This is a genomic window from Stutzerimonas stutzeri, assembly GCF_002890915.1.
In the GTDB taxonomy this organism is placed as follows: domain Bacteria; phylum Pseudomonadota; class Gammaproteobacteria; order Pseudomonadales; family Pseudomonadaceae; genus Stutzerimonas; species Stutzerimonas stutzeri_AF.
This window is the reverse complement of the sequence record NZ_POUT01000002.1, coordinates 315225-329735: the sequence shown is the minus strand read 5'-3', so window position 1 is coordinate 329735 and position 14511 is coordinate 315225. Positions and strand designations below refer to the sequence as shown.

The 14511-nt window shown below is 64.5% G+C and carries 14 protein-coding genes; 3 read left to right on the top strand and 11 right to left on the bottom strand.

Annotation, left to right across the window (positions count from 1 at the left end):
* Positions 1-9 precede the first annotated feature (9 nt).
* The 6 genes from acpP to CXK94_RS05280 form a co-directional block, all read right to left on the bottom strand.
* Entirely contained in the window at positions 10-246 is a 237-nt protein-coding gene (gene acpP, locus CXK94_RS05305; RefSeq protein WP_003283670.1) for an acyl carrier protein, read from the bottom strand.
* A gap of 193 nt (positions 247-439) precedes the next feature.
* Entirely contained in the window at positions 440-1183 is a 744-nt protein-coding gene (gene fabG, locus CXK94_RS05300; protein ID WP_037043124.1) for a 3-oxoacyl-ACP reductase FabG, read from the bottom strand.
* A 14-nt stretch (positions 1184-1197) separates the two neighbouring features.
* Entirely contained in the window at positions 1198-2136 is a 939-nt protein-coding gene (gene fabD, locus CXK94_RS05295; RefSeq protein ID WP_102893541.1) for an ACP S-malonyltransferase, read from the bottom strand.
* Positions 2137-2200: 64 nt separating this feature from the next.
* Positions 2201-3271, bottom strand: a complete 1071-nt coding sequence (gene plsX, locus CXK94_RS05290; RefSeq protein ID WP_037043128.1) for a phosphate acyltransferase PlsX — start codon at positions 3269-3271, stop codon at positions 2201-2203.
* 3 nt (positions 3272-3274) lie between these two features.
* The gene (gene rpmF / locus CXK94_RS05285; protein WP_037043129.1) at positions 3275-3457 is read right to left on the bottom strand and encodes a 50S ribosomal protein L32; all 183 of its coding nucleotides are present in this window, start codon (positions 3455-3457) and stop codon (positions 3275-3277) included.
* A gap of 12 nt (positions 3458-3469) precedes the next feature.
* Entirely contained in the window at positions 3470-3997 is a 528-nt protein-coding gene (locus CXK94_RS05280) for a YceD family protein (protein ID WP_102893540.1), read from the bottom strand.
* A 103-nt stretch (positions 3998-4100) separates the two neighbouring features.
* Between CXK94_RS05280 and CXK94_RS05275 the strand changes: the two genes are divergently transcribed.
* The gene (locus CXK94_RS05275) at positions 4101-4679 is read left to right on the top strand and encodes a Maf family protein (RefSeq protein WP_037043133.1); all 579 of its coding nucleotides are present in this window, start codon (positions 4101-4103) and stop codon (positions 4677-4679) included.
* 9 nt (positions 4680-4688) lie between these two features.
* Here CXK94_RS05275 and CXK94_RS05270 read toward each other — a convergent pair whose 3' ends face one another.
* The 3 genes from CXK94_RS05270 to rluC are packed head-to-tail and all read right to left on the bottom strand — an operon-like array spanning position 4689 to position 7294.
* A complete protein-coding gene (locus CXK94_RS05270) occupies positions 4689-5672 on the bottom strand; it encodes a S49 family peptidase (protein WP_037043135.1) in 984 nt (327 codons plus the stop codon).
* On the bottom strand, positions 5662-6348 hold the full coding sequence (locus CXK94_RS05265; RefSeq protein WP_037043137.1) for an HAD-IA family hydrolase: 687 nt from the start codon (positions 6346-6348) through the stop codon (positions 5662-5664). Before CXK94_RS05265 ends, CXK94_RS05270 begins: the two co-directional genes overlap by 11 nt.
* Positions 6341-7294 (bottom strand): 23S rRNA pseudouridine(955/2504/2580) synthase RluC, encoded by a 954-nt coding sequence (gene rluC / locus CXK94_RS05260; protein ID WP_102893539.1) that lies wholly within the window; start codon positions 7292-7294, stop codon positions 6341-6343. Before rluC ends, CXK94_RS05265 begins: the two co-directional genes overlap by 8 nt.
* Before the next feature lie 558 nt (positions 7295-7852).
* On the opposite strand from rluC, the gene rne reads away from it, so the two are divergent.
* Positions 7853-10951, top strand: coding sequence for a ribonuclease E (gene rne / locus CXK94_RS05250; RefSeq protein WP_219726484.1), 3099 nt, complete (start codon positions 7853-7855; stop codon positions 10949-10951).
* Between the two features lie 469 nt (positions 10952-11420).
* Positions 11421-13025 carry an FMN-binding glutamate synthase family protein gene (locus CXK94_RS05245; RefSeq protein ID WP_102893536.1) on the top strand — a complete coding sequence of 535 codons (1605 nt, stop codon included), beginning with the start codon at positions 11421-11423 and terminating at the stop codon, positions 13023-13025.
* 3 nt (positions 13026-13028) lie between these two features.
* On the opposite strand, the gene murB is transcribed toward CXK94_RS05245, so the two are convergent.
* The gene (gene murB, locus CXK94_RS05240; protein WP_037043152.1) at positions 13029-14048 is read right to left on the bottom strand and encodes a UDP-N-acetylmuramate dehydrogenase; all 1020 of its coding nucleotides are present in this window, start codon (positions 14046-14048) and stop codon (positions 13029-13031) included.
* Positions 14045-14509 (bottom strand): low molecular weight protein-tyrosine-phosphatase, encoded by a 465-nt coding sequence (locus tag CXK94_RS05235; protein ID WP_102893535.1) that lies wholly within the window; start codon positions 14507-14509, stop codon positions 14045-14047. Before CXK94_RS05235 ends, murB begins: the two co-directional genes overlap by 4 nt.
* Positions 14510-14511 lie beyond the last annotated feature (2 nt).

Sequence of the window (14511 nt, the reverse complement as noted above, 5' to 3'; positions counted from 1 at the left end):
GATTACAACTTATTGCGCGTGCGCGTTGATGTAATCGATGGCTTCCTGAACGGTGGTGATCTTCTCAGCTTGCTCGTCCGGGATTTCGGTCTCGAATTCCTCTTCCAGAGCCATCACCAGCTCGACGGTGTCAAGAGAGTCGGCACCCAGGTCTTCGACGAAGGAAGCGCTGTTGGTTACTTCCTCTTCTTTAACGCCAAGTTGCTCGGCAACGATTTTCTTGACGCGTTCTTCGATGGTGCTCATACCTTGTTTTCACTCCTATGGAAAAATCAGGCAGCTGGTCTGCGCGGTAGTGTATAGAAAGCGTTTTCCGCATTTCAAGTTGAAAGCAGGCAAGCATGAACCCGCTTCCAACCATCTGTCTATAAACCGGCTGCGGTTTTATAGCTAATTTAAGGCAGCCCTTATGACTGCCCTCCTGCGTTTGGCGTCACATTCAGCTCATGTACATGCCGCCATTCACCGGAACCGTGGCCCCGGTGACATAGGCAGCGCCGTCCGAAGCCAGGAAAGCGACGACCTTGGCAATTTCTTCGGCCTGACCGAGACGCCCCAGGGGAATCTGCCCCAGGAGAGCGTCACGCTGGGCTTCCGGCAACTCGCGAGTCATGTCGGTATCGATGAAACCCGGCGCCACGGCATTCACCGTGATGCCACGCGAGCCGACCTCACGAGCCAATGCACGACTGAAACCCTCCAGACCGGCCTTGGCTGCGGCGTAGTTTACCTGCCCGGCGTTGCCCATGGCACCAACCACCGAACCAATGTTGATGATTCGCCCCCAGCGGGCCTTGGTCATGCCGCGCAGCACCGCCTTGGACAGGCGATACAGGCTGTTGAGGTTGGTGTTGATGACGTCGTACCACTCGTCATCCTTCATCCGCAGCATCAGGTTGTCGCGGGTGATACCGGCATTGTTGACCAGGATGGCCGGCTGCCCGAGATGTTGCTGGATATGTTCCAGCGTGCTGCTGACCGACTCGTCATTGCCCACGTCGAGCACCAGGCCGGCACCTTCGATACCGTTGCTTTTCAGCGTCTCGGCGATGCGTTCGGCACCTGCCGGGCTGGTTGCCGTGCCGATGACGATTGCGCCCTGACGGCCCAGCTCGAGGGCAATGGCCTGCCCGATGCCGCGGCTCGCGCCGGTTACCAGCGCCACCTTGCCTTGCAAATTCATAGCGTTCTCCTTGTTCAAGCCAGCGCAGCGCGAGTCGCCGCGAAGGCTTCGGGGGTATCGAGATTGTAGGTGCTGACGCCCTTGACGCAGCGCTTGTTCAGCCCCGACAGGACCTTGCCGGGACCGCATTCGACCAGGCCCGTGACACCACGCTCGCCCAGGGCGACCATGGATTCGACCCAGCGCACCGGGCTGTAGAGCTGCGCCAGCAAGTCGCGCTTGAGGGTATCCAGATCCGCGACCACCGCCGCACTGACGTTCTGCACCAGCGGAATCTGCGGGGCTTGCCAGGCGATGGCCTCCACCGACGCGGCAAAACGCTCCGCGGCCGGACGCATCAGATCGCAGTGGGAGGGTACGCTGACCGGCAGCGCCATGGCGCGCTTGGCGCCCTTGGCCTTGCACGCCTCGATGGCACGCTCGACGGCCGCCGCGCTGCCGGCGATCACCACCTGGCCCGGCGCATTGAAATTGACCGCGCTGACCACCTCACCCTGCGCGGATTCGGCGCAGGCCGCCAGCACGTCGGCATCGTCCAGGCCAAGAATGGCCGCCATGCCGCCCTGCCCGGCCGGCACCGCCTGCTGCATCAGCTGGCCACGCAGCTCGACCAGCTTGACCGCATCGGCGAACGACAGGCTGCCGGCTGCCACCAGGGCCGAATATTCACCGAGACTGTGACCGGCGACGAACGCGGGCCGCGCGCCCCCCTCGGCCGCCCACAAACGCCACAGCGCAATGGAAGCGGCCAGAATGGCCGGCTGGGTCTTGTCGGTCTGGTTCAATTGCTCTTCGGGACCCTGCTGGGTCAGCGCCCAGAGATCGTAGCCCAGCGCCGAGGACGCCTCGGCGAAAGTGTCGAGGATCACGCGCTGCTGGGCGCCATGCTCGGCGAGCATGCCGAGGGACTGCGAGCCCTGGCCGGGAAAGACGAAAGCGAATGATGCAGACATGAAACGGCTCTCTTATGGTTCTGTTCGTCTTGAAGAACACGCCCGCGAGCGGACGCACCGAATTTCAGTTGGATGGCGGGCCATCCGCGGCAGTCACATCATCCGCCACTCCGGATAGCCGCCCCTCCGACAGGAAGCGCTCCAGCCTGCCGTGAAGCTGTCCAGGCAGATCATGCTCGACATCTTCGGCAGCCCGCCGGACCGCCGACCTGAAACCCTCCTTTCCGGCGCTGCCGTGGCTTTTGACCACGATCCCCTGGAGCCCGAGAAAGCTGGCGCCATTGTACTGAGCCGGATTGAGGTCCGCGCGCAGCCGCCGCAGCAGCGGCAGCGCCAGGGCGCCCACCAGCCGCGCGCCCAGCGAGCGCCTGAACAGCGCCTCGACCCGCGCCACCAGCATCTCGGCCAGCCCCTCGCTGGATTTGAGCAACACGTTGCCGACGAAGCCATCGCACACGACGACATCGGCCTCGCCACGGTAGAACCCGTCGCCCTCGATGAAGCCCTGGTAATTGAGATCACCGGCCTGCTGCAGGAGGCTCGCCGCCAGTTTCACCTGCTGGTTGCCCTTGATCTCTTCCGTGCCGACATTCAGCAAGGCGACCCGCGGTCGAGCCACCCCCAGGGACTCGACCACCACCGCCCCCATTACCGCGAACTGATAGAGCTGCTCGGCAGTACAGTCGACATTCGCCCCCAGATCCAGCAGCAGACAAGGCTTGCCTTGGGTGGGAAGCGCCGTGGCCATGGCCGGCCGATCGATTCCCGGCAGGGTTTTCAGCACTTGCCGCGCCAGCGCCATGAGCGCGCCCGTATTGCCGGCGCTGACGCAGGCGTGTGCATCGCCGTCGCGCACCAGCTCGAGCGCGACACGCATGGAGGAACGCGACTTACTGCGCAAGGCTTGCGTGGGGCGCTCGTCCATGCCGATCGTTTCAGGCGCATCGACGATGCGCAGGCGCGAGCGATCGAGCCGCGGATACCGGGCGGCGAGCTGTTCGAGCAGGGAGGATTGGCCGACGAGGACCAGATGCAGCGAGGGATTTTCAGCCAGGCAGGACAGACTGGCCGGAACAATGCAGCGGGGACCGAAGTCCCCACCCATTGCGTCGATCGCGATGACCGGAGCGGACAAGGATTACTCGTCAGCGCCCTTGTCGACCACTTTGCGACCACGGTAGAAACCGTCCGGGGAAACGTGGTGACGCAGGTGAACTTCACCAGTGCTCTTTTCCACGGACAGGGCGTTCGCCTCGAGGGCATCGTGGGAACGACGCATGTCGCGGGCGGAACGGGATTTTTTGTTCTGCTGAACAGCCATTTGGATCAACTCCTAAACGTTTGGGTCACGCTTTAACTGCGCCAGTACGCTGAACGGGTTGGACCGCGTTACCTCGTCCTCACTCGGCTCAGGCTCATCTGGCCCAACCGGCGGCTGGCAAATTTCAGGGTCATGGAGTGGAACAATCGGCAGAGCGAGCAACAGCTCGTCTTCGACCAGCGCCAGCAGATCCAGAGGATCCTCTCCCACTTCCAGCACGTCGTACCCCTTGGGCAGGTGCTGGCTGTTCGCCCCCTCATTCACAACCGCGTAATCGCATTCACTGTGAATCGGCAGAACAACCGGCTCCAGACAACGCTGGCAAATCATCTTGACCTCAACATCGAGCCGGCTGTGGATCACCACAGTACGCTGCTCGTCGCGCCCGAAGTCAAAACTGGCGCGCACCACACCCTGATCGCTCTCGAGAGGATCAGTGAGCCGCTCGAGCTGTGACAGCTGCAGCTCACCCTCGAGGGTGGCCGCCCGGTCAGCGAGCTTGCGCGGATCAACGTGCGGAGGTATCGGTCCTTTCAACATAAGCGCGGCATTCTAGGGACGCGTCCGCGGCCTGTCAAAGGAATTCCGCCCCGCCTCATCGTCGAACGCATACAATTTCACACCTATATATAAAGGAGGAATCATGCGCCGCCTGCTTCTCGCATCCAGTTCACGCTACCGCCAGGAACTGCTCTCGCGCCTGCATCTGCCGTTCGACAGCTGCGCACCGCAGATCGACGAAACCCCGCTGCCTGGCGAAGACGCCGAGCGACTGGTGCGCCGACTTGCCGAAAGCAAGGCCTGGGCACTGGCCGAACGCTATCCGGACCACCTGATCATCGGCTCCGACCAGGCCGCCGTACTCGGCGACAGCATCCTCGGCAAACCGCACACCTTCGAGCGCGCGAAGCAGCAACTGCGGGCCGCCAGCGGCACCAGCGTGAGTTTCCTCACCGGACTGGCCTTGCTGGACAGCGGCAGCGGCCGCATCCAGGTCGACTGCATCCCTTTTACCGTGCATTTTCGCGAACTGGACGACAGCCGCATCGAGCGCTACCTGGAACTCGAACAGCCCTACGACTGCGCCGGCAGTTTCAAGGCCGAAGGTCTGGGCATCAGCCTGTTCCGCGCCACCGAGGGCGAGGACGTCACCAGCCTGGTGGGCCTGCCGCTGATCCGCCTGGTGGACATGCTGCTCAACGAAGGTGTCGAGATCCCCTGACCGACCCGGTTATCGCAGCGCCGGCCCCTGCAGCCCGGACCAGAGCGCCAGGCGCTCGGCGACACCGGCCCCCAGCTTCTTGGTGAAACGATCGAGCGGCGATTCCTTGACCGTGAAGTCGACGATCTCCGGCTCGCCGATCACCTCACGGGCAACATGCGCGGTACCGCCCAGTCCATCGATCAGCCCCAGCTCCAGCGCCTGCTCGCCCGACCAGACCAGCCCGGAGAACAACTCCGGATGCTCGGCATCCTGCAGCCGGTCGCCACGCCCGCGCTTGACGCTGTCGATGAACTGCCGGTGCGTGGTGGCCAGCACATTGCGCCAGAATTCGGTTTCCTCGGGCTTCTCCGGCTGGAACGGATCGAGGAAGGCCTTGTGCTCGCCAGCGGTATACACCCGGCGCTCGACCCCGAGTTTTGCCATGCTGTCGACGAAGCCGAACGTCGCTGCCGTTACGCCGATGGAGCCCACCAGGCTGGATTTGTCCGCATAGATCTCGTCCGCGGCACTGGCGATATAGTAGGCCCCCGAGGCACCGAGATCGGTAATCACCGCATAGACCTTGATCGCCGGGTATTCGCCACGCAGGCGCCGGATCTCGTCGTAGATATAGCCGGACTGGACCGGGCTGCCACCAGGGCTGTTGATCCTGAGAACCACGCCCTTGGTATTGGCATCCTCGAATGCCGCCCGCAAGGCCCCGACCACGTTATCGGCACTGGCCGATTCCTCGTCGGCGATCATTCCGCGCACATTGATCACCGCCGTGTGGCTTTCCGAGGCGGACTTGCCCTTGCCCAGTTGCAGCGCAGGAGAGAACAGCGCCAGCGCACCGAACAGGTAGATGAATGTCAGCAGCTTGAAGAATATTCCCCAGCGTCTCGCACGCCGCTGCTCCTGAATACCGGCGAGCAGGGTCTTCTCCAGCAGCTTCCAGCTGTTGCGGTCCGCCTTGCCCTCGTCCACCGGCGCTTTCCATTCATCCGACATATGCATTCACCTCAGAACCAGCCGTGGAGCGCAACCAGGTGCCGAGCTCCGCAAAACGATTGATCGCCATCCGTGGACGGCATTGCCGCAGAACCTCCAGCGGCTGCGCGCCGTAAGCGACGGCCACGCTGTCCATGCCCGCGCGATGCGCCATCTGCAGATCGAACACCGAGTCGCCGATCATCAGCGCCTGCTCCGGACGCTTGCCGCAGTAGGCGAGAATCTCATGGAGCATCAGCGGGTCCGGCTTGCTCGCGGTTTCGTCCGCGCAGCGGGTGATATCGAAGAAATCCTCCCAGCCTTGCCCCGCCAGCACACGGTCCAGGCCGCGCCGACCCTTGCCGGTCGCGACCGCCAGCAGGTAACCCGCATCCCGGAACCCTTGCAGCGCCTGCGCAACGCCCGGATACAGCGCCGACGGCTGCGTCTCCAGCGCCAGGTAATGCTCGACGTAATGCTGGCGGAAGGCTTCCACCCGCGCAGCATCGGCCATCTGCGGATACAGCACGGCGATGGCCTCGGGCAAGGCCAGGCCGATGATGCCCTTGATCGCCGCATCGTCGCGCTGCGGCAGATCGCAACTCTGTGCGGCGACACGAATCGATTCGACGATGCGCGCGATGGAATCGACCAGCGTACCGTCCCAGTCGAATATCAGAACCTCGTACTTATTCACCCAACCGCTCCAGCGTCCGCGCCCAGACCTCATCGACCGGCGCCTCCAGCGACAGTTCGCCGCCATCGGGCAGCGGCACCCTCAAGGCATAGGCATGCAGGAACAGGCGCTTACCGCCGAGCTCACGGATCTCGCGAGTGAAATCCTCATCGCCATACTTGCTGTCGCCGGCGATGCAGTGCCCGGCATGCCGCGCATGCACACGGATCTGGTGTGTTCGCCCGGTTACCGGCTTCGCCTCGACCAGGGTGGCGAAATCGCCGAAACGCCGCAGCACACGAAACAGCGTCAACGCCTCCTTGCCATCCTCGGCGACTTCGACCATGCGCTCACCGGAACGCAGCGTATTCTTCAACAGCGGCGCATTCACCTGCTTCTTCGATGTTTCCCAACGCCCGCGTACCAGCGCCATGTAGCGCTTGTCCACGCCATCGCCACGCAACGCCTGGTGCAGATGACGCAGCATGCTGCGCTTCTTGGCGATCATCAGCAGACCGGAGGTGTCGCGATCCAGGCGATGGACCAGTTCAAGCTCCTTGGCATCCGGGCGCAACTGCCGCAACGCCTCGATGACCCCGTAACTGAGCCCGCTGCCGCCATGCACCGCGATACCGGCCGGCTTGTTCAGCACGATGAGCGCCTTGTCCTCATGGACGATGGCCTGCTCCAGCCGCTCGAGCAGCCCCTGCGCCAGCGGCTCCGGCTCATCGCGCTCAGCCAGGCGCAACGGCGGAACCCGCACCAGATCACCGGCCTGCAGCTTGTATTCAGGCTTGATCCGGCCCTTGTTCACCCGCACCTCGCCTTTGCGCAGGATGCGATAGATCAGCGTCTTGGGGACGCCTCTGAGCTGGGTACGAAGGAAATTGTCGATGCGCTGGCCGGCAAGTTCCGGCGCGACCTCGAGTATTTGCACACCAGAGGTCTGGGAGGGGGTATTGGTCATCGCGGCATCATACCAATTTTCATGGAATTGAAGCACTTAAACATTGCTGTTATAGTCGCGAACGCCGCCAAAAGCGGCCAGGTCCAGGGAGGCCAGTGATATCGCCGACCCTGACCGGCAAAAATGTTCGAGGACGTGAGGCCGTCCGACGGAGCTTCCCTCAAGTAGCGGTGAAGCTGCGAAACAAGCCTTGAAGACATGATGCGTGCCCCCATTGGGGAATCGCGATAATCGACAACCCGCTCCCCGGATTCTGCGAGCGGCACCCGATTTTCAAAGTATGCGTGTTGGGTGGAGATGCACAGAGCATCGGATTGCGTAGCAAAGGCTTTCACAGACGCGTCATTCCGTCCGCTACCGATGCCTGATTCCTCCTCCCGAACCATTGCTGCTGTTCCGACAGCAAGCAGGAGACGTCGTCGCGACGCCGGCCCATCTGGCCGCACATCGCTGGACACTGGAGTGCCTTACAACCATTCCTGACTCACCTGACACCGACCGCGAGAGTCGTGTGTGCCGAACGCCGTTTCCGGATGCCACGGAAACCGACGGTACTACATGAAAAGAATGCTAATTAACGCAACTCAGCCTGAAGAGTTGCGTGTCGCACTGGTCGACGGCCAACGCCTGTTCGACCTGGACATCGAATCGGGAGCCCGCGAGCAGAAGAAGGCCAACATCTACAAAGGCAAGATCACCCGCGTCGAGCCCAGCCTCGAAGCCGCCTTCGTCGACTTCGGCGCCGAGCGCCACGGCTTCCTCCCGCTCAAGGAAATCTCCCGCGAATACTTCAGCAAGGCCCCCGAAGGCCGCGTGAACATCAAGGATGTCCTGCGCGAAGGCCAGGAAGTCATCGTTCAGGTCGAGAAGGAAGAACGCGGCAACAAGGGCGCCGCCCTGACCACCTTCATCAGCCTCGCCGGGCGCTACCTGGTGCTGATGCCCAACAATCCCCGCGCCGGCGGCATCTCCCGCCGCATCGAAGGCGAAGAGCGCAACGAACTGCGCGAAGCCCTCAACGGCATCAACGTCCCTGCCGACATGGGCCTGATCGTTCGCACCGCCGGCCTCGGCCGCTCCAGCGAAGAACTGCAATGGGACCTGGACTACCTGCTGCAGCTGTGGACCGCGGTCAAGGAGGCCTCGCAGGATCGCGCCGCACCCTTCCTGATCTACCAGGAATCCAACGTTATCATCCGCGCCATCCGCGACTACCTGCGCCAGGACATCGGCGAGGTACTGATCGACAGCGTCGAGGCCCAGGACGAGGCACTGAGCTTCATCCAGCAGGTGATGCCGCAGTACGCCAGCAAGATCAAGCTCTACGAGGACAGCGTGCCGCTGTTCAACCGCTTCCAGATCGAAAGCCAGATCGAGACCGCCTTCCAGCGTGAAGTGAAGCTGCCGTCCGGCGGCTCCATCGTCATCGACCCGACCGAAGCGCTGGTGTCCATCGACATCAACTCGGCGCGCGCCACCAAGGGCGGCGACATCGAGGAAACCGCACTGCAGACCAACCTGGAAGCGGCCGAGGAAATCGCCCGCCAGCTGCGCCTGCGCGACATCGGCGGCCTGATCGTCATCGACTTCATCGACATGACCCCGGCGAAGAACCAGCGCGCCGTCGAAGAGAAGATGCGCGAAGCGCTGGAAGCCGACCGCGCGCGCATCCAGGTCGGTCGCATCTCGCGCTTCGGCCTGCTGGAGATGTCCCGCCAGCGTCTGCGTCCGTCCCTGGGCGAAACCAGCGGCATCGTCTGCCCGCGTTGCAACGGCCAGGGCATCATCCGCGACGTCGAGTCGCTGTCGCTGGCAATCCTGCGCCTGATCGAGGAAGAAGCGCTCAAGGACCGCACCGCCGAAGTACGCGCCCGCGTGCCCTTCCAGGTCGCCGCCTTCCTGCTCAACGAGAAGCGCAACGCCATCACCAAGATCGAGCTGCGCACCCGTGCACGCATCTTCATCCTGCCGGACGATCACCTGGAGACGCCGCACTTCGAAGTCCAGCGCCTGCGCGACGACAGCCCGGACATCATTGCCGGCCAGGCCAGCTACGAGATGAGCCAGAGCGAAGCCGAAGAAGCCCAGCCGATCAGCTCCACGCGCACCCTGGTGCGTCAGGAGGCAGCGGTCAAGACCGCGCCCCAGCGCACCGCGCCGACCCCGGTCGCTGCGGCACCCGCCGAAGCACCCGCTGCCGCCGCCCAGGAGCCCAGCCTGTTCAAGGGTCTGATCAAGTCGCTGGTCGGTCTGTTCGCCGGCAAGGCGGAAGAGCAGCCTGCCGCTCAGGTCGAGAAGAAGCCCGCCGCCCAGCGCCCGCAGCGCAACGACGAGCGTCGCAGCGGTCGCCAGCAGAACCGCCGTCGCGACTCGCGCAGCAACCGTGACGAAGAGCGCAAGCCGCGTGAGGAGCGTCAACCCCGCGAAGAGCGCCAGCCACGTCCGCCGCGTGAAGAGCGCAAGCCGCGCGAACAGGCTGAAGCCGGCGAAGCCCAGCCACGCCGCGAGCGCGCTCCGCGCGAGGAACGCAAGCCACGCGAGGAACGCAAGCGTGAACTGCGCGCGCCGCTCGACGAAGCGCCAGCCGTTGCAGCCGTTGCAGCCGTTGCAGCCGTAGCGACCGGCGAAGAGCAGGCAGAACGCCAGCCACGCGCGCCGCGCGAAGAGCGCAAGCCGCGCGCCGAGCAGGTTCCGACGCCCAGCGACGAGCTGCTGCAACAAGGCGAAGAAGCCGTCGAGGAAAACCAGGACGGCAATGACAGCGGCGAAGGCAGCGAAGGCGAGCGCCCCCGCCGCCGTTCCCGTGGCCAACGTCGTCGCAGCAACCGCCGCGAGCGCCAGCGCGATGCCAATGGCAACGAGATCGAGGAAGTGGACGAAGGCAACACCCCGGTGAAGACCGAGGAAATTGCCATCGCCGCCACTGCCGCCGCCCTGGCTGCCAACACCGCCGATACCGAAGTCGCTCAGCCGCAGCAGCCAGCCGATACCGTTCCGGCGCCTGTCAGCGCCGAAATCGTCGAAGTTGTCGCCGAGGAAGCGCCGACTGCCGTAGAGGTCGTCGAGGAGCCGATAGCACCGAAGGCTGTAGTCGAACCCGCAACGCAACAGGTCGAAGCCGCACCGGGCGCTGTCCAGGAAACCGCCCTGGCCGGCGAAGCCCCGGCGCCCGCCCCGGAACCGGTGATCGAAAAAATCGAAGCGCCCCCGGTATCGGCACTCACCCCGAGCGGCCGTGCACCCAACGATCCGCGCGAAGTCCGTCGCCGTCAGCGCGAAGCCGAGCGCCTGGCCAGGGAGGCTGCCGAAGCCGAAGCCGAGGCCAAGGCTGCGGCAGAGCAGCCGCTGACCAGCCCCGAGATCGTCGCCAGTGAGCCGGTGAGCGAAGCGCAACCCGAGCAAGTGGCTGAAGCGAGCATCGTCGAGAGCGTCCAGCAGCCGAGCGAGCCGAGCACCGAGCAGGAGGCACTGCCGCAGGAGCAGCCGACCGCAGCCGTTGAACCACAGGCGCAGCCGGAGCAGCAGCCGCTCGAAGCCATCGACCCCCAGGAGCAGCCGGACAGCAATGAGGAAGCGCCCCAGCAAGCGCCTCGTGAACCGATCGATGCCGATGAAGAAGGCAGCGAGCCGGACACTCGGGAAAAGCCTCAGAGCTGATTCCGGGCGGTAAGCCTGAGAAAGGGATGCTTCGGCATCCCTTTCTTTTTGGCTCAATTACGTGTTGTTCGAAGCGCGAAGCGGTTCTGGATATCCGTAGGGGCCATGCCCGCGAAGCTTTTGCGCGCTGAATATTCACGGGCATGGACTCGGCCCCGCCCTCTCCTACAGAAATACGCCCATCCACAACCGCCGGCTCAGACGACATAGCCTTCTTTTGGCCGCCGACGGGGTTTCAGGCAGTGCGCAGATCGTCGGGGTACGCAGCCTGAGGAGCAAAGCGACGAAGCCCAATGCGTTCATGCCGATCCCTATTGGGCTTCGCTGCGCTCAGCACCAACCTACCGCACCGATCGCCCGACGCATGCCCTTGCCCCCTGGAAATCGCCACGATAGACGAAGGCAGCGATTGCCATTAGCCAGCCAGCATCGGACCATTACGCCTTGCAGATCAGGCAAGGGAGCCGGAATGAACCTGTCGTTGATGAACCGTTATGCCTTCTTCACCCTCTGCGTACTGTTCACCCTGCTCAGCCTGCCGTGGCTGGAACACGTGTGGCCCATCAGCCTGGCCACGGCGGCACTCAGCGCCGTCGGCATCAACGATCTGCTCCAGCGCAAACAGGCGGTTCGCCGCAACTATCCGATCCTCGGCAACATCCGCTACCTGATAGAAACCATCCGCCCGGAAATACGCCAGTACCTGCTGGAGAACGACAGCGATCCGCTGCCCTTCTCCCGCGCGCAGCGCTCGCTGGTCTATGCCCGCGCCAAGAACCAGGTCGCCGACAAGGCCTTCGGTACGCTGACCGACGTCTACGGCACCGGCTTCGAATTCATCGGCCACTCGATCAGCACCGCGCCCCACGCCGACCCGCAGGGCTTTCGCATCACCATCGGCGGGCCGCAGTGCCGGCAGCCCTATTCGGCCTCGATCTTCAACATCTCGGCCATGAGCTTCGGCTCGCTCAGCGCCAATGCCATCCGCGCCCTCAATCGTGGCGCGAAGATGGGCGGCTTCGCCCACGACACCGGCGAAGGCAGCATCAGCCGCTACCACCGCGAGTACGGCGGCGACCTGATCTGGGAGCTGGGCAGCGGCTATTTCGGCTGTCGCGACGAAGAGGGCCGTTTCGACCCACAGCGCTTCGCCCAGCAGGCGAGCCACCCGCAGGTGAAGATGATCGAGATAAAGCTCAGCCAGGGCGCCAAGCCCGGACACGGCGGCATCCTGCCCAAGCACAAGATCACCGCCGAGATCTCCGCGACCCGCGGCGTACCCATGGATCGCGACTGCGTATCGCCGGCCAGCCACAGCAGCTTCTCGACCCCCCTGGAGCTGCTCGATTTCATCGCCCGATTGCGTGAGCTGAGCGACGGCAAGCCGGTCGGCTTCAAGCTCTGCCTGGGCCACCCCTGGGAATTCATGGCCATCGCCAAGGCCATGCTGCAGAGCGGCATCCTGCCGGACTTCATCGTCGTCGATGGCAAGGAAGGCGGCACCGGCGCGGCGCCTCTGGAGTTCACCAACCATATCGGCGTGCCGCTGCGCGAAGGCCTGCTGTTCGTGCACAACACCCTGGTGGGGCTGAACCTGCGCGAGCACATCAAGCTCGGCGCCAGCGGCAAGATCGTCAGCGCCTTCGACATCGCCTGCGTGCTGGCCATCGGCGCCGACTGGGCCAACGCGGCGCGCGGCTTCATGTTCGCCATCGGCTGCATCCAGTCGCAGTCGTGCCATACCAACAAGTGCCCCACCGGCGTCGCCACCCAGGACCCACTGCGCCAGCGCGCCCTGGTGGTGCCGGACAAGGCCGAGCGGGTCTACAACTACCACCGCAACACGCTCCAGGCGCTCTCCGAGATGCTTGCCGCGGCCGGCCTCGAACACCCGCAACAACTCGAAGCCAAGCATCTGGTACGGCGCATGTCCGCCACCGAGATCAAGCTGTTCTCGCAGCTGCACACCTTTCTCGAGCCCGGCGTGCTGCTCAACGACGACGTGCAGGGTGAATTCTACCGGCGGATGTGGGACATGACTCAGGCGGAGAGTTTCGCGCCCAGGCTCGACTGAACGTCAGAACACGTTCGGCTCGATCTCCAGCGATACACCGAAGCGCGCAAGGATATCCGCCTGGATACGCTGCGCCAGTTGCAGCAACTGGCTGCCGCTGGCCTGCCCGTGGTTGACCAGCACCAGCGCCTGCAGACGATGCACGCCGGCGTCGCCATCGCGGAAGCCTTTCCACCCGGCACGCTCGATCAGCCAGCCGGCCGCCAGCTTCACTTGCCCGTTACCCTGCGGATAGGCGACCAGATCGGGATAGCGCTCACGAAGCGCCTGCGCGGCGTCCTGGGACACCAGCGGGTTCTTGAAGAAACTGCCGGCGTTGCCCAGCTGGCGAGGGTCCGGCAGTTTCTCGCTGCGGATGGCGCAGACCGCGCGGCTGACATCCAGCGCGGTGGGCGTCGCGATCCCCTGCTCCGCCAGGCGCTGGCGGATCGGCCCGTATTCGAGGTGCAGGACCGCCTGGCGCCGCAGCGCGAAACGCACCCGCAGGATCAGGTAGCGCCCCGGCTGCCGCTTGAACAGGCTGTCGCGATAGCCGAACGCGCATTCGTCCAGCTCGAAATCACGCAACTGCCCGGTTTCGCTGTCCAGCGCGGTGAGCCCGGCGAAGACGTCCTTGAGCTCGACCCCATAGGCCCCGATGTTCTGGATCGGCGCAGCGCCCACCGTGCCCGGAATCAGGCTCAGGTTCTCCAGCCCGCAGAGCCCCTGTTCCAAGGTCCAGAGCACGAACGGATGCCAGGCCTCGCCGGCCTCCGCCTCGACCAGCACGCGACCGTCGCGCTCTTCCAGCAGGCACCGACCGCTGCTGGCCATGTGCAGCACCAGCGCAGCGACATCCTGCGTCAGCAGCAGGTTGCTGCCGCCACCGATGGGCAGCAGCGGCACATCGCGCCGCCGCGCCTGGGCAAGCGCTTCGCGGACGTCGGCATCGTCATGCGCGGTGGCGAAGAAAGCCGCGCGCTGCTCGACGGCGAAGGTATTGAACGGCTTGAGCGAGCGATTCGCTTCGATGATCAGGCTCACAGCCGCCCCTCGATTTCTTCGAGCAAGGCGTCGCATGCCCGCTCGATGAGATCCAGCACCGCCTCGAAGCCATCCTCGCCGCCATAGTAAGGGTCGGGCACGGCATCGCAGCCCAGGCCGTAGCGACGCAGCAGCAGGTCCAGCTCGGCGCCGCCCTGCTCGGGCTGCAGGGTGCGCAGCCGGGCGAGGTTGTCGTGGTCCATGGCCAGGATGAGGTCGAAGCGCTGGAAGTCTTCCCGCTGGACCTGGCGCGCCCGCAACGCGCCGAGCTCGTAGCCGCGCCGCCGCGCCGCACCGCAGGCGCGGTCATCCGGCGCCTTGCCGACGTGCCAGTCGCCGGTGCCGGCCGAATCGATCTCGACTCGCCCTTCCAGCCCCGCCGCGCGCACGCGCTGGCGCAATACCCCTTCGGCGGTGGGCGAGCGGCAGATGTTGCCCATGCAGACGAACAGCACCCGCATGC

Bases quoted from the DNA above. Each gene is read 5' to 3' on its own strand.
- acpP (WP_003283670.1), bottom strand. From the start codon at position 246: ATGAGCACCATCGAAGAACGCGTCAAGAAAATCGTTGCCGAGCAACTT.
- fabG (WP_037043124.1), bottom strand. From the start codon at position 1,183: ATGAATTTGCAAGGCAAGGTGGCGCTGGTAACCGGCGCGAGCCGCGGC.
- fabD (WP_102893541.1), bottom strand. From the start codon at position 2,136: ATGTCTGCATCATTCGCTTTCGTCTTTCCCGGCCAGGGCTCGCAGTCC.
- rpmF (WP_037043129.1), bottom strand. From the start codon at position 3,457: ATGGCTGTTCAGCAGAACAAAAAATCCCGTTCCGCCCGCGACATGCGT.
- CXK94_RS05280 (WP_102893540.1), bottom strand. From the start codon at position 3,997: ATGTTGAAAGGACCGATACCTCCGCACGTTGATCCGCGCAAGCTCGCT.
- CXK94_RS05275 (WP_037043133.1), top strand. From the start codon at position 4,101: ATGCGCCGCCTGCTTCTCGCATCCAGTTCACGCTACCGCCAGGAACTG.
- CXK94_RS05270 (WP_037043135.1), bottom strand. From the start codon at position 5,672: ATGTCGGATGAATGGAAAGCGCCGGTGGACGAGGGCAAGGCGGACCGC.
- rluC (WP_102893539.1), bottom strand. From the start codon at position 7,294: ATGACCAATACCCCCTCCCAGACCTCTGGTGTGCAAATACTCGAGGTC.
- rne (WP_219726484.1), top strand. From the start codon at position 7,853: ATGAAAAGAATGCTAATTAACGCAACTCAGCCTGAAGAGTTGCGTGTC.
- CXK94_RS05245 (WP_102893536.1), top strand. From the start codon at position 11,421: ATGAACCTGTCGTTGATGAACCGTTATGCCTTCTTCACCCTCTGCGTA.
- CXK94_RS05235 (WP_102893535.1), bottom strand. From the start codon at position 14,509: ATGCGGGTGCTGTTCGTCTGCATGGGCAACATCTGCCGCTCGCCCACC.